This is a genomic window from Bacillus sp. PK6-16, from assembly GCF_056530295.1.
The window spans coordinates 60,326-84,044 of sequence record NZ_CP096512.1; the positions used below are offsets into that span (position 1 = coordinate 60,326).

General features: G+C 32.1%; 26 protein-coding genes and 2 pseudogenes. 18 read left to right on the forward strand and 10 right to left on the reverse strand.

Going from position 1 to position 23,719, the window contains the following annotated elements:
- Window positions 1-18: 18 nt before the first annotated feature.
- The 11 genes and pseudogenes from M1D66_RS27565 to M1D66_RS27615 all read left to right on the forward strand — a co-directional run bounded on the left by M1D66_RS27565 (window position 19) and on the right by M1D66_RS27615 (window position 10,970).
- Window positions 19-450, forward strand: a complete 432-nt coding sequence (locus tag M1D66_RS27565; protein ID WP_479832003.1) for a hypothetical protein — start codon at window positions 19-21, stop codon at window positions 448-450.
- Window positions 451-467: 17 nt separating this feature from the next.
- On the forward strand, window positions 468-1,574 hold the full coding sequence (locus tag M1D66_RS27570; RefSeq protein ID WP_479832004.1) for a 3'-5' exonuclease: 1,107 nt from the start codon (window positions 468-470) through the stop codon (window positions 1,572-1,574).
- 330 nt (window positions 1,575-1,904) lie between these two features.
- Window positions 1,905-2,450 carry a DUF6710 family protein gene (locus M1D66_RS27575; RefSeq protein ID WP_479832035.1) on the forward strand — a complete coding sequence of 182 codons (546 nt, stop codon included), beginning with the start codon at window positions 1,905-1,907 and terminating at the stop codon, window positions 2,448-2,450.
- 921 nt (window positions 2,451-3,371) lie between these two features.
- Complete coding sequence (locus M1D66_RS27580; RefSeq protein ID WP_479832036.1) at window positions 3,372-3,602, forward strand: PH domain-containing protein; 231 nt, start codon at window positions 3,372-3,374, stop codon at window positions 3,600-3,602.
- A gap of 463 nt (window positions 3,603-4,065) precedes the next feature.
- A complete protein-coding gene (locus M1D66_RS27585; RefSeq protein WP_437263896.1) occupies window positions 4,066-4,980 on the forward strand; it encodes an Rpn family recombination-promoting nuclease/putative transposase in 915 nt (304 codons plus the stop codon).
- Window positions 4,981-6,129: 1,149 nt separating this feature from the next.
- Entirely contained in the window at window positions 6,130-6,330 is a 201-nt protein-coding gene (locus M1D66_RS27590) for a hypothetical protein (protein ID WP_479832005.1), read from the forward strand.
- Window positions 6,311-6,475 carry a hypothetical protein gene (locus tag M1D66_RS27595; protein WP_479832006.1) on the forward strand — a complete coding sequence of 55 codons (165 nt, stop codon included), beginning with the start codon at window positions 6,311-6,313 and terminating at the stop codon, window positions 6,473-6,475. Before M1D66_RS27590 ends, M1D66_RS27595 begins: the two co-directional genes overlap by 20 nt.
- A gap of 549 nt (window positions 6,476-7,024) precedes the next feature.
- Window positions 7,025-7,825, forward strand: coding sequence for a hypothetical protein (locus M1D66_RS27600; RefSeq protein WP_479832007.1), 801 nt, complete (start codon window positions 7,025-7,027; stop codon window positions 7,823-7,825).
- A gap of 160 nt (window positions 7,826-7,985) precedes the next feature.
- A pseudogene (locus M1D66_RS27605) lies at window positions 7,986-8,117 on the forward strand (IS6 family transposase); the annotation flags it as partial.
- Between the two features lie 549 nt (window positions 8,118-8,666).
- A pseudogene (locus M1D66_RS27610) lies at window positions 8,667-9,279 on the forward strand (N-acetylmuramoyl-L-alanine amidase); the annotation flags it as partial.
- 524 nt (window positions 9,280-9,803) lie between these two features.
- Window positions 9,804-10,970: an alpha-helical endospore appendage domain-containing protein gene (locus M1D66_RS27615; protein WP_479832008.1), complete on the forward strand. Its 1,167-nt coding sequence runs from the start codon at window positions 9,804-9,806 to the stop codon at window positions 10,968-10,970.
- A gap of 104 nt (window positions 10,971-11,074) precedes the next feature.
- Here M1D66_RS27615 and M1D66_RS27620 read toward each other — a convergent pair whose 3' ends face one another.
- Window positions 11,075-14,053 carry a Tn3 family transposase gene (locus M1D66_RS27620; protein WP_479832009.1) on the reverse strand — a complete coding sequence of 993 codons (2,979 nt, stop codon included), beginning with the start codon at window positions 14,051-14,053 and terminating at the stop codon, window positions 11,075-11,077.
- 465 nt (window positions 14,054-14,518) lie between these two features.
- Here M1D66_RS27620 and M1D66_RS27625 point away from each other — a divergent pair, with 465 nt between their 5' ends.
- The 5 genes from M1D66_RS27625 to M1D66_RS27645 all read left to right on the forward strand — a co-directional run bounded on the left by M1D66_RS27625 (window position 14,519) and on the right by M1D66_RS27645 (window position 16,602).
- Window positions 14,519-15,103 (forward strand): hypothetical protein, encoded by a 585-nt coding sequence (locus tag M1D66_RS27625; RefSeq protein ID WP_479832010.1) that lies wholly within the window; start codon window positions 14,519-14,521, stop codon window positions 15,101-15,103.
- A gap of 115 nt (window positions 15,104-15,218) precedes the next feature.
- The gene (locus M1D66_RS27630; RefSeq protein ID WP_479832011.1) at window positions 15,219-15,524 is read left to right on the forward strand and encodes an ArsR/SmtB family transcription factor; all 306 of its coding nucleotides are present in this window, start codon (window positions 15,219-15,221) and stop codon (window positions 15,522-15,524) included.
- Window positions 15,525-15,648: 124 nt separating this feature from the next.
- Window positions 15,649-15,930, forward strand: a complete 282-nt coding sequence (locus tag M1D66_RS27635; RefSeq protein WP_479832012.1) for an AbrB/MazE/SpoVT family DNA-binding domain-containing protein — start codon at window positions 15,649-15,651, stop codon at window positions 15,928-15,930.
- Window positions 15,931-15,951: 21 nt separating this feature from the next.
- Complete coding sequence (gene hfq / locus M1D66_RS27640; protein WP_000448532.1) at window positions 15,952-16,185, forward strand: RNA chaperone Hfq; 234 nt, start codon at window positions 15,952-15,954, stop codon at window positions 16,183-16,185.
- 225 nt (window positions 16,186-16,410) lie between these two features.
- On the forward strand, window positions 16,411-16,602 hold the full coding sequence (locus tag M1D66_RS27645) for a hypothetical protein (protein ID WP_427280659.1): 192 nt from the start codon (window positions 16,411-16,413) through the stop codon (window positions 16,600-16,602).
- A gap of 133 nt (window positions 16,603-16,735) precedes the next feature.
- On the opposite strand, the gene M1D66_RS27650 is transcribed toward M1D66_RS27645, so the two are convergent.
- The 3 genes from M1D66_RS27650 to M1D66_RS27660 form a co-directional block, all read right to left on the reverse strand.
- Complete coding sequence (locus tag M1D66_RS27650; protein WP_000053744.1) at window positions 16,736-17,329, reverse strand: TasA family protein; 594 nt, start codon at window positions 17,327-17,329, stop codon at window positions 16,736-16,738.
- Window positions 17,330-17,618: 289 nt separating this feature from the next.
- Window positions 17,619-17,951, reverse strand: a complete 333-nt coding sequence (locus M1D66_RS27655) for a hypothetical protein (protein ID WP_000448097.1) — start codon at window positions 17,949-17,951, stop codon at window positions 17,619-17,621.
- 112 nt (window positions 17,952-18,063) lie between these two features.
- Window positions 18,064-18,363 carry a hypothetical protein gene (locus M1D66_RS27660; RefSeq protein WP_479832013.1) on the reverse strand — a complete coding sequence of 100 codons (300 nt, stop codon included), beginning with the start codon at window positions 18,361-18,363 and terminating at the stop codon, window positions 18,064-18,066.
- Between the two features lie 328 nt (window positions 18,364-18,691).
- Here M1D66_RS27660 and M1D66_RS27665 point away from each other — a divergent pair, with 328 nt between their 5' ends.
- On the forward strand, window positions 18,692-19,324 hold the full coding sequence (locus M1D66_RS27665; RefSeq protein WP_431076257.1) for a recombinase family protein: 633 nt from the start codon (window positions 18,692-18,694) through the stop codon (window positions 19,322-19,324).
- 267 nt (window positions 19,325-19,591) lie between these two features.
- On the opposite strand, the gene M1D66_RS27670 is transcribed toward M1D66_RS27665, so the two are convergent.
- Genes M1D66_RS27670 through M1D66_RS27690 form a run of 5 tightly spaced genes read right to left on the reverse strand, consistent with a single transcriptional unit; the run spans window position 19,592 to window position 22,853 of the window.
- On the reverse strand, window positions 19,592-19,768 hold the full coding sequence (locus M1D66_RS27670) for a hypothetical protein (protein ID WP_327918768.1): 177 nt from the start codon (window positions 19,766-19,768) through the stop codon (window positions 19,592-19,594).
- A gap of 13 nt (window positions 19,769-19,781) precedes the next feature.
- On the reverse strand, window positions 19,782-20,420 hold the full coding sequence (locus tag M1D66_RS27675; RefSeq protein WP_431076256.1) for an ATP-binding cassette domain-containing protein: 639 nt from the start codon (window positions 20,418-20,420) through the stop codon (window positions 19,782-19,784).
- On the reverse strand, window positions 20,410-20,958 hold the full coding sequence (locus M1D66_RS27680; protein ID WP_479832014.1) for a hypothetical protein: 549 nt from the start codon (window positions 20,956-20,958) through the stop codon (window positions 20,410-20,412). The genes M1D66_RS27675 and M1D66_RS27680 overlap by 11 nt, the downstream gene beginning before the upstream one ends.
- Before the next feature lie 13 nt (window positions 20,959-20,971).
- Entirely contained in the window at window positions 20,972-21,481 is a 510-nt protein-coding gene (locus M1D66_RS27685) for a stage II sporulation protein M (RefSeq protein WP_431076254.1), read from the reverse strand.
- A gap of 4 nt (window positions 21,482-21,485) precedes the next feature.
- A complete protein-coding gene (locus M1D66_RS27690) occupies window positions 21,486-22,853 on the reverse strand; it encodes a hypothetical protein (protein ID WP_479832015.1) in 1,368 nt (455 codons plus the stop codon).
- Between the two features lie 22 nt (window positions 22,854-22,875).
- Here M1D66_RS27690 and M1D66_RS27695 point away from each other — a divergent pair, with 22 nt between their 5' ends.
- Complete coding sequence (locus M1D66_RS27695; RefSeq protein WP_479832016.1) at window positions 22,876-23,034, forward strand: hypothetical protein; 159 nt, start codon at window positions 22,876-22,878, stop codon at window positions 23,032-23,034.
- Between the two features lie 241 nt (window positions 23,035-23,275).
- Here the strand turns inward: M1D66_RS27695 and M1D66_RS27700 are convergent, their stop codons facing one another.
- Window positions 23,276-23,599 (reverse strand): circular bacteriocin, circularin A/uberolysin family, encoded by a 324-nt coding sequence (locus M1D66_RS27700; RefSeq protein WP_431076252.1) that lies wholly within the window; start codon window positions 23,597-23,599, stop codon window positions 23,276-23,278.
- Between the last annotated feature and the right edge of the window lie 120 nt (window positions 23,600-23,719).

The following is a 23,719-nucleotide window of genomic DNA, read 5'->3' on the forward strand; positions in this document are numbered from 1 at the left end:
AAGTAAGGGGGAACTGTAATGTTACAGGAAAGAATTAATGAATTGGAAAGTGGTATTTTAAATCTTGATGGAGATAGAGTTCATGTAACAGGTTTTAAAAGTGAAAAGATGTTAATGTCTTTTCTAAATAATAATAAAAAAAATTGGAGCTTTAAGGGGATGTATGATATTCATGAAATGAATTTTCATAACATTAAAAATAGCGCTTTAATTATTGTTGTGAAGGATGGAAAAGAAATAGGGAAATATCAATATATCCCAGTGTATAAAAGTTTAATTAAACACGATAACCAAGATGGGAAAAGCACTTCCATGACATTTACTATTAGAAAAAGTGTATATAGTAAGCATTATCACTTTTTAAGTGAAAAAATGTCACGAGTTTTTGAAAGTAAAGAATTGATTACAAATTTCTTAAAAGAAGAATTTGGAGCAAGTATAAATTTTTGAGTAAGGGGGATTAAATCATGGAAAATATGATTTTAGTTGATATTGAAACAGGGGGATTTGATGTAGATTCAGGAATTTTGGAAGTTGCCTTACTTGTTGTGGAGAATAGTAAAATTGTTAAGGAAGTGCATCTAGCTGAAATTGAGGATTTATCTTCTATACATTTGGGTATGGGGAAAGGATACTTGGATATTTCTGAAGATTTAACGAAAAAAGAATCCTTTATTAGTGTATTGGATCAATATAATTATCCAATTGTTGCGCATAACGTATCTTTTGACAGGAAATTTATGGTTTATTATGGGTGGTTAGACGCTGAGTATGAATGTTATGATTCAATAAGAGCTATTAAATATGCAAATCCTAATTTATTTTCTTATTCTTTGGGATACTTAGTATCGTTTTATGAATTAGATCAACCACTGAATCATATTGCTTTAGATGATGTAAAAGCGCTTTTTGAAGTTATTAAAAGAGCAAATCCTACGACTTGGATACCTCTATATAAAGTGAAACCGAAACAGTTAAATCATTTTGTTGAATCTATTGCAAAAATAGAAGGAGTAAGCACTATTTTTGAAGGGAAAACAATTGTTTTCACAGGTGCCAGCCCATTTCCCAGAGCACTTATGAAGGAAATTGCATGGAAGTGCAGGGCAAAGGTAACTGGAAGTGTATCGTCAAAAACAGATTTTTTGATTTGTGGTGAAAATCCTGGAAGTAAATTGGAGAAAGCACGGGAATTAGATATTGAAATTCGGACAGATGTCTGGTTTCTGGATGCTGTCTCGGAAGAAATTAACTTAAATACCGTTTCAATTGAAAGAAATCAAATTCCAGTTCAAAAGAGTTTTATTGAAAGTTCAAATACATCATTTCAGAAGTTGCCAGAGTTTAAAGATACAACTGTTAATATTGCATGTATGCCAGCTAGAATTCAATCTCAAGTAGAACAAATTCTTCTGAATGATATGGAAGTTAGGGGAATAAACAAAGGTGCAAATGGATACAAGGTGGATTTAATTGTTTATGCCGATGAAGGCGACTATGTACTTTTAGAAAAGGCAGAGCAGATGAATATTCAAACAATGCCACTTTCTAAATTTAATAAAATGATTTTGTAAGTTTACATAATCATTTTAAAGTGAACATTGTTAGTAATTTTGCTAACAATGGAGTTGGGGTAAAAAATTGTGTGTAATAATTATAGTTTTAGAATAAAAGTTGATTAAAACTCACTTAGAATCGTCTTATTGAAAGATGTAAATTATCACCGGTTTTTTTACAAATAAATTGTTACAAGGAGAGCGTAGGCATGTTTTGTTTAAAAATATCCTATGTAAAGAAAAAAATAGTCCCAACCTCGAACCGACTTCAGAGCAGCGATTCTTGTACACGATGGAAATTGCTCATATTTGGTTAGAAAAAGAAACTGATTTATCACAAAAAACATAATATTAAGCTATATAATGGATGTTATCCGAAAAGATTTTAAAGCCAGTGTAATAGCTACTATTTTTTATAGAGAGGAACATTTTAAAGATTATAATCGTCGAATGTTTTTTCCGATGTCCTATTACAATGAGAATGGTGAGGAGTTGAAAATTCATGATCCATCGAATAAAGAATCCATAAATATAAACCTTCAAGATGAATGTGTAATACCAATACCATGGAATCGAAAACGTATGAAAGATGCTGTGAAGGAAATATATAAAAGAGATTTTATCTTCGATTCATATAATCATGAATCTACATACTCTACTCCTATAGATGTTTGCCATATTGAAAGCGGAAACCATTCTATCGTAGCTGGAATAGGGCATATGAAAGGGGAAATATTGTCTAAAAAAGTAGACATAAGTAAAGCTTTTCTTCATATATTTTCCGATGGAGCATATTGGTATAATGTACACACAAAGGAAAAGTTATATCCTGTATTTGATTACCGCTTTGCTATTCTATTTGAATTAGCTAAATTAAAGAACACTATCAAATAGGAGCTATCTTTACTGAATTACAATGAAATAGTATTTGTTTTTAATGTTTCACTGAAAAAGGTTTGATAAAAATTGTATTATAAATACGTATTTTACAGCAAAAGAAAAGGGGATTCGTATTAAAATTTGATACTAAATATCTAATTTTAATACATGATTATATATTATTTCTAATACGCAATAATAGCCTGTATCTAGAGAAAGCTAGTCACCTTAGATACAGGCTTAGTATTTTGGGAAAAGGTTCGATAAAATTAAAAAGAGGTATTCTTATAAAACTTTTTTATGTACTTCATAGTTGTCTATATTATCTTTTATATCGTATGCTGACTGAATATTTCCCTCGACATTGTTAATAAAATCCTCCCATTTAACAGAACGAATATAAGATGTAACCTCTAAATCTTGGACGCACTTATACTATATCTCTAAAAAATGTAACCGATATGGAATAGAATAATTTATTCAAATGGAAACATCATCGATTTGATAGAGGGTGCCACCATATAAAAAAGAAAATTGTATGTTTAGATGCATTATGGTAAGTTACCTGTAATTTTCTAGGGAATTCTGTATTGTTCTGAATTAGAAAAATGTTTATAGGTTTACCTTTAATAATATTTAACAATACATATTAACTTAAAAAGTACGTTTAATACATGTGATTTTTGATACTAATATTCTGGGGATTAATAATATTACAAGGATATAGTTTTTAATTTTCAGGAAATTAGGTGGTTTATAATTTAAAAAAAACAACCAAAGGTTCAAAAAAATATTCCAGTAACAGTTGTATTAGCGGCGATGCTAATAACAGCAACAATTTCTTCTTTTGCAGTTGAAATTGATGTGCAAAATAATTGATTTCTTTTTTAAAAGTTTCTAAAAGATGCACAGGCCATCCATCCTATTGAAGAGTTAATTGCTACAAATAGAAGATTATTTTTTTACGGTCCTGATTTAGTTGGTGATGCATGGGTTAATGAATATTTTTATGAAGATATATCAAAACTGAAGGAAAAAAAGAATTTATTTGGTGTACCCAGTATACTTTTTTGGAATAAAAACGAAAGAGTGGGCATCAAAAATATTCAAAGCAAAAATCTTAGGGAATTTATACAGATAATTCGAGATAAAATAACCAGTGAATAAACAGACTCTACAATTTAATTTTTTAGTTCCTTTAAATTGTTTACATAATAATCACAACGTCTAGCGCTCCTGCACCTAATTTACCTATTTTCCTTTTTAACATACTATCATTCTCCCATTCGTATTTTTTTATAATATAAAAAATTGAGATATTATGTATTTCATAGATAGTCTAGTATCCCTTATATTCACCATCCATTAATTGGTATGGTTTTTGGGTTTGAATTATTAAAAAAATTTATATTTTGATAAATCAGGAGAATAGCCAAGAGATTTGTTGAATTAATTGTATTATTTTGTATAATAAATTCAAGCTTTTTACAATTAAGAATTGTTCGTTCTGTGAAGCAAACGCTATAAACAGGCCCTTATGTATATCTATGTAAGAGCTTGTTTGCATGTGTATCTCTCTTTTATGTACAATGAAAGAAAAACACCTTATGTGATGGGGAGAGAAAAAAACATGTCCAATCAACAATTAGTTAATTTACGCATTGATTTTGCTTTCAAACAATTATTTGGCACAAGTGGAAATGAAGATATCCTCGTTGCGTTTTTAAATGCTATGTTACAGGGTTCTTTAGAATCGCCTATTGTTTCCTTACAATTAGAGGATCCACATTTGCATCGAGAGCATGAAGAGGATAAATTATCGATTTTAGATATTTCCGCAACATTAGATACAGGAGCCAAGGTAAATGTGGAAATACAGCTAAATAATAATCATGATATGATTAAGAGGAGTTTATATTATTGGGGAAGGCTCTACACATCCCAACTTCAAAAAGGAATGCCATATAGTTCTCTCCATAAAACAATTACGATTAATTTGTTGAATTTCGTTATGTTTTCTGAATACGAGGCATTCCATACAACAGGAACTCTATGGAATCAACAACAACAGAAGGTATTAAGTGATGACATAGAAATTCATATTGTAGAGATTCCAAAACTCATGCAACAGTGGCGTAATGAACAAGTAAATCCCTGGGAAGATTCCTTTGTGCGTTGGTTATTACTACTACCAGCGAATGAAGATGAGCACTTAACCCAAACATTGGAGGATATTGCGATGAACCAAGACCCTATTTTACAAAAAGCAATGGATAAATGGGAACGTATGAGTCAAGATTCTTCTTTCCGACAAGCATATGAAGCAAGGGAGAAAACGTTGATGGATGAAGCCGCAAAGTTTGCTCATGCTCGTAATGAAGGGAAAAAAGAAGGTATTCAAGAAGGCATCCAAGAAGGGGTTCAGCAAGGCAAAATTCAAATGATTAAAGGTATGAATGAATTTGGTGTACCAATTGAAACGATTGCAAAAGCAAGTAAATTAAGTATAGAAGAAGTTGAACTTATTTTGAAAGAAAATTCATAATAAACGACTAAGAAAGTAAAAGAGCCAAAATCCCCAATGGCTGGGCTTTTGGCTCTTTCTTTTACGATGCAAGAAGAGGACACAAGAGAAAAGATCAGTGACAAGATATTACACATAGAAGAGATTTGTCACTGTTACGTTCTCTGTAAGAGTATAGTATAAAATGATTTTGATAAAGGATAGCAAAACGCAAACTTGTTGCATGATTTATAGTGAATAAATTACAAAAAACCAATTCTTGTAAGGTAGAATTGGTTTTTTGTAACAAACAAAGACCTAAAGGAGATTCGACTCTTTTTCTTATTATATCTCAAATCAAAAGGGAATTCAAAATATCCCTAATCGCAAGTGCCTGTTAAAAATATATTATATATAAATAACATGATGCTATACATAGAGAACTGTACTTATCTCTCGAAAAAGAGAGGATAGCGAAGTAATCTAAATAAGTGCTTTCCTTTTTGATATGTATATGCGACCTATAGGTTGCTCTTCAATTATAATTATATATCCATTCAATGATATTAGATTTTTAACGGAGTTAATTTGTTATTGGTGCCAATTAGTATAAAGTTTCTAATAGTAGTAAAACTCGTTGTGGTAGAAGATAAAATATTGTTTTCAAGTTAGTTGCCCATCCCCCGAAAAGAAGGACATCACAGCGTTAAATAGTTGAATATAGAATTCTAGGTATGGAATAGATGGTTTTCTAAATCCATTGAATTTCAAAATATTTGTCATGCTCCCACGCCTTGCAGTATATGTGAACCATTCATGCGGTATATAAATAAAAACGAAGTTTGTGAATATTCAATATATGAACTATTTTTAACTATGATGCCAAAATATACAAATAGGTGCAATACTTTTTTCATTATGGGTCAGAACCTATGTTGCTGTGCAAAAAATCGAACTTCCTTCCTTGTTTGCGTTTCGCAAGAACCTTTTTTAATGATTTTTAATACATTTTATATGAAATTCTATATAGGGATGGGAGGGATTTATATGATATGAAAGGCTTATAATGTTTAAGTGTCTGTCAATAGTGTTTAACACCATTGATAGAAAAACATCATTTGATGAGTATTTCATGGTTATCCAGTAATTGTACCTATAGGTATCTAAATAAGGCTAAAAAGGAATCCATGAATGAATAATAAATGGACAGCTAAAGAAAGAGGCTACGATGCCGAAAAGCAGGTTTCAGATATTGAAAGATATATTTCTGTATATACCGATAATTTTATTTATAACATTGACAACGGTGGTTATAACGGATCACTTGAGTGCCATCCAAATGTGTCAAATACATGCGGAAGTATTGGAGTACGTGAAAAATATGCTTTTTGATGGTGCATACACCGGCAAACCATTTGCACAAGTAATGAAAGCAACTCTTGATTATTCTGGTTCTGTTGAAGCCATCAAACGCTCTGAGCTTCACAAGTTTGCCGTTTTACCAAAACGCCGGGTTGTTGAACGAACATGTGCTTGAAAATAGTAGACAGAGTTGCTTATTGGTGAGTGTGGGAGATTTTATTGAAAAGATTTTAGACAGGCTCTTAGATTAATTTAAAGATAATAATGGAAAACCATCCTTAAATCATAATAGTGATTATTTTAAATGTTTAGGAGCAATTATGGTTGGAGCAAAAACGTAGATACGGTTACAACTTTTAATAGTACATCTTGTGCTTCTGCCATTATTGCTGGTGCAACGGCTTTAGTATTATAAAGTACTGCAAAAAACATATAGGATAGCGCTTTACACCAGATGACTTAAGAGCCATATTAAGTTCCGATAGAGCTTTTTACATTGGTTTTATGGGCCTGAATTAACCGGATTGCTTTAATTGAAGAAAGCCATATTTGCTTGTGTTAATGTATTAAACGAAACTCATATAAGAATCACTTTGTCCCACCACACCCAATTTTTAATAAATGAATCGAAGAAGCAAAAACGTTGCCGTAGTAGAAATATATTATTATGAGTTAGTTATTTTATTATGAGTAATAGCTGACTTAATTGGAGAGGGAAATCATAATGAAAATATTACAGAAAGTAAGTATATATGTGATTACTAGTATAATCGTAATGTGTAGTTTAAATTTAATTGTCGTACATGCAGATGCTAACAATTTACTAGGTACGGCTAAAGTATATGACTATAAAAATAATGAAATGAAAACGGGTGTGTTATATGGAATTTCACATCGGAATCGTTCTAGTTACTGGTTAACTAGCCCAACGTGTCTCAGTGAAAAACAAGTTGAAGATGATCGGTATGGTTTTTGTGGTGAACAGGGGGATCAGCCCAAAAAACCAATATATGCATGGAAATTTTATGATGATAGTTGGACAGAAGGCAAGGAGATAGATACTGAAAAAACATATTTTTTCCAGCAACACATATGGAATGACGAAAAGAAAGAATATGTACATGCTGAAAATAAGTATGCCAAACTGCAAGGAAGTTCTTCGTTATTGAATACTATTCACTATTTAGTAAGTAAGCCGTATGATAGTGCCAACCCAGGCCCCTATCGCTTTAAATTTTTAAATGCAAAAAATTCTTCTTATGTGAAAATAGCATTCAAAGGTGGGAATGTTGATTATAATCGTTTTTTTATAGCTGGGGAAACGAAAAAAAATGATAGAAATACGACGTTTAACTCGCGAGTAGAGACGGTTAAATATTATTCAGATAGTGATATTAAAAATATTTTTTACGAAGGAGAGCCTGAGCTTGGCCTTCTGAACCCACAAATACGTAAAGAAGCAGAGTGTTTTATTTTGGAACCGATAAGTATAGGGGATGAGAACTTTGATGTACGGGATAGGTAGTTCTGGTGTAAATAAAGGAACAGTTCAAAAAATAATGAGGATTTCTACCAGAAGCCTTTTTTAAGCTTTTAAACTAAATAATTGATAAATGAATTGTTTTTGATTTTGGACAGGCTGATCCCGTATATCAACCTGTTCTTTTTTATTATATGTATGGCTTCTGTTGCAAAGTTCACACACTTTGAAAGGAATCAAGGCGATTCATGCTATTTATAAACAAAGGAGAAGTTACATTCCAGAATACTCTTTTTCGACGTACAAAAAATTACAGGAGTTATTCAAAATCGTTTAAACTATAACTATATTTTGTAAATGAGTTTGTGTATTTTCAAACTTTGTAACAGAACCAAGGAAGATGATATTCTAACCAGGTTAGCACGAGAAGGTTTCTTGGAAGAATAGACTGTTTTTGGTTCTTATTCACTTAGCGCTTTTGGCTCTTTTCTAGGTTGTTGAAAATCATATGTTTGACCTGTAAGATTCATGTCCTAAATAGTCACGTATTTTTTTAGTTCGATATCTTTTCCAATCAAATAATATGCAAATTACTGTTGCATTAGGAATATTAATTGGAGCTTGCATGGCTCTAGTCCTAGTATTTGTCACCTTATCCAGTATAGCCGTTACAGCAGGTGTAAGTATTGGGGCTGTTGCATTAGTGGCAGATTGCTAGAAAGAGAAAGATAATGGTTCTCTGTTTAGAATGTCATAATAATTTACACAATGGAAAACTAGATTAACAAGTAGAAAGCCGTATACCATGAGAGTAGTACGTACGGTTTGGAGGTGGGTTCGGAAACCTATTACCGTAAGGTAATAAGGCGCTGGGTTCCTACCCTACACGTATAATGACGCACCAGCTGAGAATGAAATTGCTTATATGATACCGAAATAATAATGAGGTGTCATTCCACATTGCAGTAGACGATAAAGAAGCTGTACAAGGCTTGCCTTTAGAACGGAATGCATGGGCTTGTGGAGATGGGAATGGTTCAGGTAACAGAAAGTCGATTAGTGTGGAAATCTGTTATTCTTTAAGCGGCGGGGATAGATATTATAAAGCAGAAAATAATGCAGCCATTGTTATAGCTGGGCTCATGAAACAATACAACATTCCGATAAGTAAAGTTCGCACACACCAATCGTTGAGTGGAAAGTATTGCCCGCATCGTATGTTAGCGGAAGGGCGTTGGAATTCTTTTATAGAAAGGATGCAAAACGCATATAACGGTGGTGGTCATACGGCTCCATCTGTACAATTATTTAACAAGGGGATAGGTGTCGTTACTATTACAGCGGATGTATTACGCATTCATACGGGACCAGGGACAAATTATGAAATTGTGAAGAAGGTGTACCGTGGGTAACGATATCAATCTTGGGGCATTGAAAAGGGCTGGTACAATGTTGGTGGAGGTCAATGGGTGTTTGGGGGGAGGGGTAAAGAAAATTAGGGAAGCAAAACGCATCTTGGCGAGGAGCAAGGGAAGGGTTTTCTCTGGTAGTAGTATGATTTTCCAGATAAATTATATAGCTCTTTTTAAGGGATGTCCAAGCCAAGGTGAATGCTTTAGTATGTATTAATAGTGGTTGTGACAAACCAAGATCCTTTCATTAAAAAAATACCCTTTTAATATTAAAAGGGTATTTTTTTAGTTTGTTAGCATAAAAGTATGGCGGATAACTGTAGATTTTAAAATGATTACAAAGAAGTAAGAATCTATCAATATGCTAGTTGATATAAAAATAGTTTTGTTCATTCAGTTAATAAAATAGTGAATGGATAGAAGAGGTACTTTGTAAACTATCTTTATTATATTTAGAATAATTAGAAAAATGTCCAAGCATTATCATATTGATCATCGTAAGATGGTAGTGAGATTTATGATATTTAGTGTAAGGTAAGAAAATATGGATAGGAGGGTATTATGGCTAAGTATTATAAGTTATCTAATAGATATAAAGGAGATGTGAGATAGTGTCACAGCCTAATTTACCAAATATAACGCCGAATATCACGTTAACGCGTGATGATGCATTAAATCTTTTATTGTCTTCAATTGCATTTGAAGAGCTAGGATTAGCGCATATAATAAATGCAGAGGGAGAAAAAATTCAATTTGCATTAGGAACTTTATCGGGAGTAACAGGGCCTGGAGCTTCGTTGCAAGATGTTCTGAATATTAATAGAAGTGTTCAAGATACACTTGGTATGGCAATGAAAAAAGAAATACTTTTGGATTCAAAATTAAGCACGATTTCAGGTATTATTTCTGGAATGACAGGAGGAACTGGAATGGGGGCAACAGGACCGACCGGAGCAACAGGACCCCAGGGACCTCCTGGAACCGGAGGGACAGGCAGTGGAGCGACAGGGTCTACTGGGCCAACGGGAGCAGCAGGTCCACAAGGTCCGGCAGGCATTCAAGGACCAGTAGGTCCGCAAGGTAATGATGGACCAGTAGGCCCCCAAGGAGTGCAAGGTGTTCAAGGACCTCAAGGGATTCCTGGCCCAACAGGTCCACAAGGTCCTCCAGGGACAGGAGCAACAGGAGCAACGGGAGTAACGGGAGCAACGGGAGTAACGGGAGTAACGGGAGTAACGGGAGCAACGGGAGTAACGGGAGCAACGGGAGTAACGGGAGTAACCGGAGTCGGGATAACAGGTCCAACCGGACCTACTGGAATTACTGGATCTGCTGGGGTGGCTCCAGGGTCATTTGCCTATATAAGTCAAGTTTATCCAACGGGTACAGCAGCAGCTACTAGACAGATAAATCCTGGCAGTCTTATTCCTTTTAATATAACAGGGCCTTTATTAAATATAACTTTTAATGGTACCGACACATTAACTGTACAAAATACTGGAACATATGAAATAACTCCAAACGTAATGGGATCAAATGGAATTCCATACTACGGTTTAGAAGTAAATGGTACTATATTGCCACAAAATTCAATAGTTGGATTCAACGGAAATAATCAGAATATACCGATAATAATGACACTTAACTCAGGATCAACATTACGCTTAAGAACTATACTTGGCTCAAATGTTTTTCAATTGACACAACCACAAGATTTTGGTTATCCTGCTTTAGGAACGAATATTTCTGCATCTATTACAATAATTCAATTAATGTAGTATAAGGGGTCACCATATCAAAAAAAGAAAATTGTACGTTTAGACACAATTTGGACACAAATTAACCGATTCCCTGTACGTTAAGGAATCGGTTATTCAATTTATCATTTTTTTATAGAGTTTTTCTCTCGTAATGGTCTTAGGCTATTGAAGCTTGCTTTTTGGTTTAAATTCCAAACATAATCACCTGTCAACGTAATATGTTCCCATCCAAGTGGAGATATATGTTGTAAATATTCTTCTGGAATGTCCACGCCTTTTGCACGTAATGCATCTACTGCACGTGATATATATACCGTATTCCATAATACGATTGCTAAAATAAGAAGTTGCAAACCACTTGCTCTATGTAATTGGTCCTCATAAGACCGATCACGAATTTCTCCTAATCGATTGAAAAATACAGCTCGAGCAAGTGCGTGTTTTGCTTCACCTTTATTTAAACCAACCTGAACACGTCTTCTAAGCTCAGGACTCTGCAACCATTCTAATGTATATAAAGTTCTTTCAATCCTACCTATCTCACGCAACGTTACGGATAAGCTATTTTGCCTTGGATAGGCTGCAAGCTTTTTAAGAATAAGAGAAGCTGTGACTGTTCCATTACGAACAGAGCTAGTTAATCGTAATAAATCATCCCAATTTTCTCTTATTTTCCTTGTATGAATTGTTCCACCAATCATAAACTCTAGATGCGGTTGATTTAAGGGCTTTTCAAACGTATAAATTTTATTTTTGCTAAACGTTTTAATTCTAGGAGCAAATCGAAACCCTAACATATGACACATGGCAAAGACATGATCTACAAATCCTGCCGCATCCGTATAATGTTCTTCGATTTCCAAATCTGTTTCATGATACAATAGGCCATCAATAATATGTGGCGCTTCTTCTGATGAACTAATAACTTGTACATAAAATGGAGCGTATTGATCTGAGATATGGGTATAAAAACTTAATCCTGGATCTCTACCATGCTTTGCATTTACTTGTGCTAACGGACTAGACTGACCACCAGCTCTAAAGAATTGTCCATCAGAAGATGAAGTCGAACCATCTCCCCAATGAGAAGAGAATGGATATTTATGCTGAAAATCCGTGATTGCTCCAAGAGCTTTGGAGTAATTTTCATCCCTTATATACCAATCCGATATCCAAGCTAATTGTGTATAAGATATATTTGGACATGCATCTGCCATTTTTGAGAGACCAAGATTAATTCCATCAGCCAAAATAGCTGCGAATAATACGGATTTATCCTTTGGCTCAGTTTGGGTATGAAGATGAACAAAATGTTTGCTAAAATGGGTCCAGCTATCTACTTCTACCAATAGATCTGTTAATTTAATACGCGGTAATACACTATAAATAAGTCTAGTTAGATCTTCGACCTCATCCGGAATCATTTTCTTTAAAGATGCAATTTGTATTTTATCTGCATAGATTTCAACATCTGGCAATAATTGATTTTGAATCAAATGATTTACCTTAGAGAGTTGCTCTTCCATTAACTCAAATCGTTCCTGTAAATACTGATCTATGTTGGTTGGGATTGTTAGTGGAACTTGTTTTTTTTCCTTTAATTCTTGCCATTTTTCTTGAGGTAAAAGGTATTCCTCAAAATCCTTATATTGTCTACTTCCTACGACCCACATGTCTCCAGAACGAAGATGATTACATAATTCTGAAAAGATACCGAACTCATAGTAATGACGATCAATACCATTTTCTTTAATCACATGCTTGAACCACTTCGATTTGAAAAAATCCATCGGAGCTGTTTCAGGGATTTTTCTTTTTCCTGTTTCGTTTATTTCTTTCAACATCTCTAGGGCCTGAAATAAAGTATGGCTCGCTTTAGAGGCTTTAAATACATACGTTCTTAATAATCTAGGTGCAAACTTCCGAAAATGCCCATAATGATTATCTAGCAGATTTAAATAGTCAAATTCTGCTGGCCTGGCTAGTTCTTCAGCTTGCTCCACTGATTGTACAAATTGTTCCCATGAAATGATAGATTGTAAAGATTCAAATGGGTCTTGTTCTAATTCTTTTGCTTCAATTAACACCTTTCCAACTTTTGCGTATAAACGAACCTTTTCATTAATCGCTTTTCCGTCCTTTTGAAAATGTTCCTTATGTTTCTTTTCCCCACGATTAAACATTCTACCCATTAGTTTCTCAAGCATCTCTATTCCTTGATCTGTTAAAAAAGCATATATATGAATGAGAAAGGCCATAAGAGTTGCATGTCGTTTGAGCTCATGAAACCTGGATAAATGTTGATTGGAATAACGCGATCCTTCACGTGCCATCTGTAGCAATCGATTCTGATGCACTTCTCTGCCGTTATCTAAAGGTAAATTTAATTTTTGAATAAACTCTATTCGATCCATAATCTTGTGAAAATTTTTAACAGAAACAACACCTGAAGGTTGTCGGAGCCATGATAAATACGAAAACTTGTATCCTTTTCCTACACTTAATAACTTGTCTAGTTGCTTACATTGAGAAGGAATAAGGTTTCTTGTCAATTGTTTGAAAATCTTTCTATGTGCTCTTTCACGTACAGCCCATGCTACATGTTCAACTGCATATATGGCTGGTAGAATGATTTTTCTTTTCCTCATTTCTGTAATAAGAGCTTCTACTAAAAGATGTCCTTGATCTGTTTTCATTGCTATAGGAAGAAGCCAACGTGCTAACTCTCGATATTCTTTTAAAGTAAATGTCCGAAATCCTAATGTATTTCTGATTTTACTCAAATGTTCTCGCCTAGTCGCATCACGCCCACGTGCATAGTTCTCTATAGCTGAAGGAATAATCCTTAATTGTTTAGCAATCATATGTACAATAAAATCTGGAACTTTTTCATTTGCAGATAATGGTCTCCCAGGAAAGCGTAAGTAAGCAATTTGTATGGCAAAACCTAATCGATTGGCAGCACCGCGTTGTTTATTTATAATTTGTAATTCTTCATCAGATATTGTGTAATATCGCAGAATTTCTCTCTCGTCCATATGCTCAGGAACTCCATAAAAGTATTCCCTTTGTTCTACAGTAAGAAGCTCTCTCGTTTTCAACTTCCCATTTCCCTTCGTATAGTTGTAGTATTTATTGCAGGTGCGGTTTAATATTTCAGGAATTAAAATTATTCATATTTAAGTAGATAAAATATATATGATAGAATGTGCCTAGTTAACAGTTACATATGCAACTGTCATCGCTCTATGCTAAATTGCGTTTCTATTTCGCCCTCCTTAACATGTATTGAGGTTTTTTCATGAAATTATATGCAAACAAAAAGAAAAGCGAGCTCTTTTATCTCGCTTTTCTTATATACAAGGGATTTAATGACAGATTATTTATAGTATACAATAAATATGAATAACATATAGTCATTTTACTATTTTATCAATACCGGTTTTGATATTATTACATTATATTTATTATTATATATTTATTATGTGTTTTTTAGACTAAAAAATAGGTACTGAAATTTTTATGTTAATTAGACTACATGGTTGTAAGAAAGGATTGTTGGTAGAATGATATTTACAGATTTAGAACGCTCTTTACAACAGGGGTTTCTCACTGATATTCGAGGAATTGTTCGTACGCTTCTTCAGGATATGGACTATGTTGTTGTAGAGGAAGATAAATCTTTTATTACGGATGCGTTTGTTGAGCAAGTAATGGTCTATCTAGAAAAAACACGTTTTTTTCAGAAGTGGATAGAAGTGGATTTTTCTACTGTTGAGCTAACAGAGCTATTGCAACAGATGGAACACTCTATGCGGAGAAGAAAGTCTACCTTAAGACAGCGGAACTATTTTAACAGTTTACTATATGATTTAAGTCTGCGAGAAGATATTCCAAAGGATTATTTATGTATGAAAAAGAGACTATTGCAATTGGAGCATCTGAAGGAACAGCAGAAAAAGGAAAAACTTCAAAATTCGGTCTCTACGAAGCAAATTAAAGTATTAAAAATTTCTTGGAGGAAAACGTTTGGACGCGCATTAGAAATACCAGAGAATATAAAACAGAGTGAAGTAAATGAGTTATTTAGTAAAATACATCGGAAGCAATGTAAGATACAAAGAGGAAATAGGGAGAATTTTGAGGAATAATATAGTTATAAGAATATAGATACTTAGATGAAGCCCTTGCATATATAAAACATTGGCGGAACAAATAGATGATATTAGGATATAAAAAACGTTCATCCAAAAAGGGGAAGAGATTATGCCAAAAGCTTTCTATATGGATATTAAGTATTACGAGAGACCTGCAGATATATTGCGGATGCTTGGACATCCTATGCGTTTGATGATCGTTCGAGAATTAATTTCGAAAGGTCCATTAAATGTATCCGAGTTACAGAAGTTACTACGTGTTCCACAATCTACAATGTCACAGCAGTTAATAAAGTTAAAACAGTTTAAGGTCGTTTCCTATGAGCGAAAAGGAAATGAGGTTTATTATATAGTGAGTGACGAAAAAGTGATTGAGAGCATGAAGAGAATAGAAGGTTTGCAACAGTGGACGTAAGAAGACCTGGAGAATATTTCTACAGATTGAGATAAACTTTTTTATAGTATATATGGTTTTAAAATAATGTAAACGATTACGCGATATGTGGAATATTCTATTTGTAAAAAAGGAGGGCATGCTTATGAAAGCAACAGGTATTGTACGAAAAGTAGATAATTTGGGACGAATTGTAATACCAAAAGAAACAAGAAAAACTTTACAGGTGGAAACAAGCGATACTTTAGAATTTTTTGTAGAGGAAGATGCGATTGTTCTACAAAAATATACACCTCATGGTACGTGTCCTATCACAGGAGAAATATCTTCAAGGAATGTAAAACTAGTAGGTGGAAAGCTGACGTTGAGTCCAGAGGGTCTAAAACAACTGTTAGCTGAACTAGAACAATACAAAGTGACTGTATGAGAAGAATAGGAGGAGAACTCATTGGAAACGAAATTACAATCATTTCAAAAGGATAGAGGTAAGAACATACTCTTTTCACAGGAACACTTATTACAAGAAGCGTTTCAAAAGAAGAAGGATATCACGTTAATCCTGTTAAAAGGACTACATATAAAAGGAATAATAAGAGGATATGATACTTTTTCTATTTTAATAGAATATGAGGGGAAACAACAGCTTGTATATAAACATGCAATTTCCACGATTCGATTCTAAAGCCCATGGACAGGACGTTTACACATTTGCCGGTACCTGACCCCCTTAGAAAAATAACTAAGGGTATAACTTTTATGTTATAATTTAATAATCAGCCAATATTTATACTATACAACGACGTCTAAAATAGTAACTGAAAAACCCAGCCCTATTCTATATAGATATGGGTTTTTCTACTTCTAGTTTATTATATAAAACCCAACATGAAGCGGAGAGAATGGTACTATGTATCCTAAGTTTTTTGATAAAATGGCCTTTTCAAAAGAGCATAAAGATTTATTAATTCAGTTGTATAATAAAGAAATTACAAGAAATGAGTATAATCGTGTATTAAACAATCTATATGAGACAAAGCCTAAGGTAAATGAAAATAAGAACCAAGATAAAGTGCTGGGCTCTGCTGCCAATTTTTTTTAACAGATAAAAACTTGGTATGATTACAGTTTACTCTTTTTTCATAAATATTACTCCGATTTGAAATATGAAAGTAAGACTTCTAAAATGTTAGGTCTTAGAAGTCTTAGATTTTCCATATATGGGTCTTGCAATATTATCTTTCTTGTCCTTCTGTTTGATTCGCTTGGAATTCCATTTTCATCGCAATACTATCTCCCTGGAACATATTCTGATCCATATTATTATCTTCGAAGATAAACTTTATCCAGAACCAATCCATCTTACCCGCCTTTAATCCACCCGTCTCTGCCCATTTTGCAAGGAATACTTTATGAGACGTGACTTCCGGATTTTGTGATTTTAATTCTGCAAGAGTTGTTTCGTATACAGGACTTTTAGCTGGATCCCAATCCCAAAGAAATTGTACTTTAATATGTTTACCGAAATCATCTTCCTGATTATCTCGTTTTAAATCGTTCACGGTATAATCTACTTTCATTAGAACATCTTTAATATCTAACGTACCACTATTTTTTAAATTGAATTTCTTTAAAATTTTATCCCCAGGTTTTAAATTATCTAAATTGAGAGAAGTGGTAGGCTGCATAGCAAGATCTAATGTCCCCGCGGCTAATGTGTTATTCGTCACAACTTGATCACTAAAATACGCATATGTCCCCCCACCAATTAAAGATAAACCAAGAGCGGCTGAAACCACTCCCATACCTAATTTCTTTTTCAAAGACATGTTTTATTCCTCCCTATAGTATTTTTCCCTATTAAATCAAAAACCTTTCCTCATACAGGTGTAACATAAATTTGAATTTTTTTATTGATTATAAGATACACCTATATTGAAAAAATCACAGGAATATTCTTTATGTATTAGGATCACTTGTCCGTCGACATAAGAAACTTTATTTCCCCAATTATCAAAAAATCTTATTCTTTCTAAATAAGTTAAATAGAAAGAGCGAAGAAGTAACCGATAAAAAAGAGACTAAAAAAATATTTCGTAGTCTCCTTTTTGATTTTACTTATTGAACCATAGCAGATACGATTACAGTAAATTCAGAGGTAGCATTCTTAGGGTTAGCAATATAAAGAGATCTTTTTGATATAACACTTGTCCGATTGCCACTTAATACACCAGAGAAATGAGTAGGATCCGTTGCAGCGGACTTATCTTCCATTACATTAAAGCTAATAAAGTCCGGATCTCCGCCTCCTATAACCTCCCATTTCAAATATTTTGTTCCTGCAGGAAGATTCTCAGTACTAAAGTTTCCACTTGAACGATTTTTCTGTCCTGGTTGTGGCTCTTTACCTGATCTTACTCTTGCAATCTCTACTGTCGCTTTTGTTTCCATATCCATTCCCCATTTCATAATAATTGTATATTTTAGTTAGGTTACTACAGCAACCTAACTAAAATATACAATTTGTAGAAAAAAATGGGTATTGAGAAATATTGCGGCGTCTTTATTCATAAATTAAAGCATATATGTTTATTCCAATTAATGATGTAGCATTCCGAACATTATCAATGTAGAGTTCTTTATTTTGTACTACTTCAGTTCGATTTTCGTGTAAAACATCACTAAAAATAAGGTCATCTATGTCCCAGAATTTATCTTCCATTACGTCAAAAAGAATATCATCTAAATCACCGCTACCTGCTAATTCCCATTTCAAAAAACTCGTGCCTTCGGGTAAAGTTGCAGTACTAAATAACTGACCTGGATATATAGTTGCTACCAATTGCCTCTTTTTTATCTTCATGTTCATTAGCCCCTTTTCCAATAAGCATCATTTACTAAAATATATATTTTTTAGAGGTATTTAGGTATTGATAAAATCTACAGAATACTTATTATTGGTGAATGCGAAAACATAAAGATAGTCTAAAAAAATTACTTTATTAGGTTGAGATTTTTTAACCGTTTATAAAGGTATACCTTTATAAACGTATCGACTATATCTATGAAACGTTGAAACATCAAGTTTATAAAGGTGATTCAATTCATTTTATAAACGTTTATTTTTAATTAACACCTTTTTAAACGAAAATGGTATAATTGTGGTAACAAATGCAAGGAGAATACAAGACATGGCAAATATTTATGGATATATACGTGTAAGTACAAAAGATCAAAATGAACAACGTCAATTACATAAGATGATGGAACGAGGGGTGGAAGCTCGCCGTATTTTTGTCGATAAAGCAAGTGGCCGACATTTTGATCGTCCTCAATATCAATTATTACGAAAAATATTAAGTACAGGTGATATTGTTTATATAGATGCTTTGGATCGTATGGGGAGAAATTATGATGAAGTCATTTCAGAGTGGAAATACATAACGAGAGAATTACAAGCTGATATTGTTGTTTTAGAAAATGAAACATTGTTTGATAGCCGAAAGTTTCGTGAAATGGGGGATATGGGAAGATTAATGGAAGATCAATTCTTATCTTTGCTATCCTACGTTGCAGATCAAGAACGTAAAAAAATTCATCAGCGACAAGCGGAAGGAATTGCTGTAGCCAAATCTCAAGGAAAGCATTTAGGGCGTCCTCAGTTTAACCTTTCAACATTAAATCCAAAGCAACTACAAATAATAGAAGAAACTTATCCAAAGTGGAAAAATAGAGAAATAACAGGTGTGCAATTTATGGAGTTACTTGGACTGAAGAAAAATACTTTCTACAAAATATTGAAAGAATACGAAAAACACTTATAAATGATAGAATTCAAATTTGAAGAGTGTATATTTTATTGAAAATATACACTCTTCAAAATAATATCTGTACACTAGATAAAAATAAAAAAAGACGCTTTAAAGCGTCTTTCTTAGGTAGATAAGAAGCTGCTTGCTAATCTAATATGAAATACATAATCATTTTTTATCTTATCATGAGTTAACAATAAATTCGAATACAATAATACATATTGTTGAGTTCAATATGTATTAAACTAACTTTTGATTACTCTTCAGTTTACGCCAAAATCAATTGTGCTTTTTATGTTTACTTTCATTTAATACACCATCAGCTAAAAATTTAATACTTGCTCCTATACTTAAAGCAAACATTACTCCTCCTATTTTAGTCTGATAGAAATTAAATATAAATAATACAACAGAAAGTACAATACTTAAAATAGCAATTATATAATATTTATTCATAGACTGGCTCCTTTTATTGTAATTTCGAAAGAGTTTTATCTCGAATCTCATAGATATAATCACCTAGTTGATTTTTAAACTCTTCAATATGAGTAACAAATATTAAACTATTGCCTCTTTCAAGAAATTTAACTAAAACTTTATATATTTCTTGTTGAGAATTTTTATCAAGTGCTGTAAAAGGTTCATCTAATAATAGAAGATTAATATTACGACTAATCATAGAGATAAGAAAGAGTTTATATTTCATTCCCAACGAATAAGTATGTACTTGATCATTTAAAGATTCATGACTAAGTTCAAATAAATCACAGTACATTTTAACCTCTTGTAGGTAATTATTTTTATCTTTTATTCTCCACAACGAGCATATGTATTGAATATTTTCCCATCCTGTAAGTAAATCAAAAATTGGTGGGTTGTTAGGAATAAAAGCTGTATTTCTTTTGAACTCTAACAAATCAATTTCTTTTCGATTCTTATAAATTTTCGTTTCAGTTCCTGTCATCATATAATTTAACAACGTAGTTTTACCAGAACCATTTGCTCCAGTGATGCAGTATGATTTTCCATCTTCAATGATTAAAGAGGATTCCTGTAATATAATTTTATTTTCAAATTGTAATCTCGGTACTTGAATCTTATATGCCAATGCCTATACCCCCAAATAATTGAACCATGTTTAAACTGATAACTATAATAAATAAAATGGATAAAATAATTTTTGAAAATTTTGTACTAAACCCTACTAATTTCGTAAATCCAACATACATCGCTATACAAACCAATCCAACACTTAGTAATGAGAATACTACAAAAATAAACTGAGGTAAATCTCCTCCAAAATTTATAATGGTTAGAAAGTTTAATGCTTGTGTAATCAAAAAGATTGAAGTTCCTGATAATATTACACTATACATTCTTTTTATGGATAGATCCGGTTTATTCATTAGACCTATCAAAGACCAAAACATTGTAAAAATAAAACATAGTATGAGTATAAATGGTGTTATAATTGCTGATATTAACACCATTATAGTTAACCAATCTTTGAATTCATTAAAGGATTTGAAATTGTAAATAATTGTAGATAATAATGTATTAAAAAATAATAAAGAAACAATATTAAATACAACAACCTTTTTTTTTGTATTAAAAAATGAACTAGAATTCTTTTCGTTTTCTTTCATAGAAATTCTCCTTTTAAAATGAACTATAGTAACCTTCAATTAAAGATGCTAATCCACAACAGAGCGATGCGATTAAAATTACACTTCCTATTTCTAAATAGACTTTTTTCCAAGAAAAAGATACGGTTTTTATTTTTATTAGAATATAAATAGGTAAACAAGTAATAGAAGACATTAAAAATATGGACAGCAATTCGGGTAATGCGTGTGGTAAGAATCCAGTGAATATAGGGGACATCCCTGCACTTTTAAATATAGTATATAAAGTCTCACCAACTATTACACCGTTAAAAACTACAACAAAGAGGGAATAAACACCCCCTGTTAAAGTCCCTATAACTACAATACTGAAAAGCACTAAAATATTATTATTAAAAACTGTAGATGTATCTAACTCTTTTGGTTGTAAATTAATAATTTGATCATTTACAGAGAAGCATCCGTAAATAAACCCACTCAAAAATAATAATAATTGTAACAGGATTAAAAACTTCCAAGGAAAAATTATAAGTTTGGCTTTCATTTTTTCACAACCTTAACCATTTAGAGTCAAATTTTTTAATGTTATTGATAGCATAGTTTTTTGAAACAAATATAAATGCCCCACTTATTAAAATATAAAAGATTACATAGGTAGAAAAAATGTAAAACATCACTTGTACTGGAAGCGGCATAAATAATAAAAAATATAAAAAATATAATAATGGTAGAACTAATATTTTTCGTGGTATAGCTTGAATTTTATTAATAAGTTCCTCTTCTTCTGTGGATCCTACATCCATATAAGTAATATAGTCTGTTTTAATTAGAAATGTAGTAGCCCACATTTGAACGATAGGCACTAATATGAATGTAATACATATTATGATTATCCCGAAGATATATGTAATATCTATAAACATCATATATATAGTAACCATCAACAAACATATTGTAGGAATAATCATTAAAGTATACATTAGTGAAATTTTACTTCTATATAATGGGTATATGCCTGTTCCAGAAAAACGAAATAGTACAATTTTTTCTTTTATTGCACCTAATAAAAATAATTGAGGGTACTCTGTTCTTAATTCAAAACAATGGTTAAACATAATTAACAATACTAATGCCATAAATAGTAAATATTCTAAGGCATTATCATGTGAAGATTGAAATAAGTTCACAAAAAGTCCCATATAAAATAAAGATTCATATGTAAAGAAAATCATTTGGAAGAATTTTGGCGAAATTAAAAACCTTTCTCTTTCCAATAATTTAATTTCAAATTCTAGAATATCATCTTTAAATATTCTTCTATTAAATAATGAATAGAGTTTTGAGAAATAATACAGTAAATCTTTTTTATTTTTTAGTGAAACTATAAACCTATTTAGTAAAGGCTTACTTTTTATAGATAACACAAGTGCTATACATAGCAATAAAATGAAACTCATATACGGTGAAAAAATGACATAATCACAAATTGACTTTAATACGAATAATGTTTTATTCATACTGTCTTGCAAGGGACTAATAATAGAATCAAAAAATTCTTGTGTAACTGTCTCTGCATAATCTTCATCCGTTAAGATCTTAGACGTAATAATACGTTCACGTACTACATAAAATGGTTTTTTTAAAATATCTACTAGCTTGTAACCTAAGAAAAAAAAGAGGCATGAAAATACAGCATAAAATAAAAACCGAATTGCTCCTATTGGTTTTTGAATTTTACTAATGAAATAGGAAGCGGAAATTTTGTTAAATAAAGTGAATATTAATATTAGTAGTAATATACAATTTGCAAGTGAAAGAATTGTATATGTAAATCCTTTTAAATACAGGTTCAATATCAATAATAGAGATAGGCCACTAATATTTCCAAACAACGCCCATAGTAAAGAAGAAAACATGTTTAAATTGTAGACTTTCTCCATGGAAAACAGGCTGTATATGTATATGTCAGACTTTAATATTGCTGTTTCTTTATATGAAGTGATTGATTTTATAAAGCAAGAAATTAAGAGAAAACCAACATTTGCATATAGAATATTCCATATATATTTCTCATTAAATAAAACGGTTGAAATATAGAACATAAAAAGTCCTATGAATATTTTAAATAACATACTACAAAGAATTAAGTTTCTATTGGATATACATTTGATAAAAGAAAATCTATTTAATATTGCAGAATATTGAGTTGTAAATTTTAATTTAAAATCTATTGATAGAAGCTTTAATATATTCACAACTACCTCCATTGTTTCTTTATATTTAATGTAAGAAAGAGACTGAATAGTATTATCCAGTCTCTTTCTTAATTTAAAATAAATTAGTAAGCAATTGCAGCTTTTTTTCCTTTTTCTTTAGCTAAATCCGTAAGGTATTTTCTAACACCTTGTGCTCCAGCTGCAGCAACTAAAGATGCTCCACCTGTTCCAAGAGAACCGATTAAAGCAACAAGGGAAACACCCCAAGAGATATAGTCAAGCCATGCAAAAACTTGTGCAGCTGCTACAGTAGATAAATTGAATTCTTTTACTAAATTCATTTCAGGTAAAATTCCTAATAAGAATGCATATGAAGCCAATAAAGCACCACCTACTGCAAGTAAAGCCCCAAAGTTGATTGCTCTTCCTTTAACTGAGTATGTCATAATATCGCCTCCTTCCAAAAACAATCCTAATATATAAATTTAGATATCTCAATATCTTTTTTTGTCCATAAAATGTACAAAAAAAATCATATGAATTTTTAAAACATAAAACATATAAAA